The organism is Mitsuaria sp. TWR114 (genome assembly GCF_007997345.1).
The window spans coordinates 1-500 of record NZ_VOSR01000941.1 but is presented as its reverse complement, the minus strand read 5'-3'; the positions used below and the strand labels follow the sequence as shown (position 1 = coordinate 500).

At 71.2% G+C, this 500-nt stretch carries 1 protein-coding gene and 1 pseudogene; both read left to right on the top strand.

Annotated elements, in window-relative coordinates:
- Window positions 1-277 (top strand): FAD-linked oxidase C-terminal domain-containing protein (locus FUT87_RS26105; RefSeq protein ID WP_310735330.1); only part of this gene is annotated, 277 nt, incomplete at its 5' end.
- Window positions 277-500, top strand: a pseudogene (locus FUT87_RS26100) (hypothetical protein); the annotation flags it as partial. The gene FUT87_RS26105 and the pseudogene FUT87_RS26100, both read left to right, overlap by 1 nt.

Genomic DNA, 500 nt, shown 5'->3' with positions numbered 1-500 from the left:
CTGCGAGCGCTTCGGCGCCGAGATCCTGGAGACCAGCGTCGCGATGGGCGGCACGGTGACCGGCGAGCATGGCGTCGGCGTGGAGAAGCTCAACAGCATGTGCGTCCAGTTCTCGCCGCAGGAGCGCGAACGGATGCTGGCCCTGAAGCGGGCCTTCGACCCGCAAGGGCTGCTCAACCCCGGCAAGGTGATCCCGACGCTGCAGCGCTGCGCCGAGTACGGCCGCATGCACGTCAAGCGCGGCGCGCTCGCCTTCCCCGACCTGGAGCGATTCTGATGACGGTGCAAGCAGAGGATTTCGAGCGCGGGCCGGCGCCCGTCGCGACGCCGCCCGAGCCGGCGGAGTTCGTCCGCGCGACGCAGCTGATCGACGTGCTGGAGGCGATGGCCGAGCGCTTCCGCGAGGGTCGCCCGGTGCGCTTCACCGGCCACGGCAGCAAGGATTTCTACGGCGGCCCGCTCGGCGACGCGACGCCGCTGTCGACGCAGGCGCTCAACGG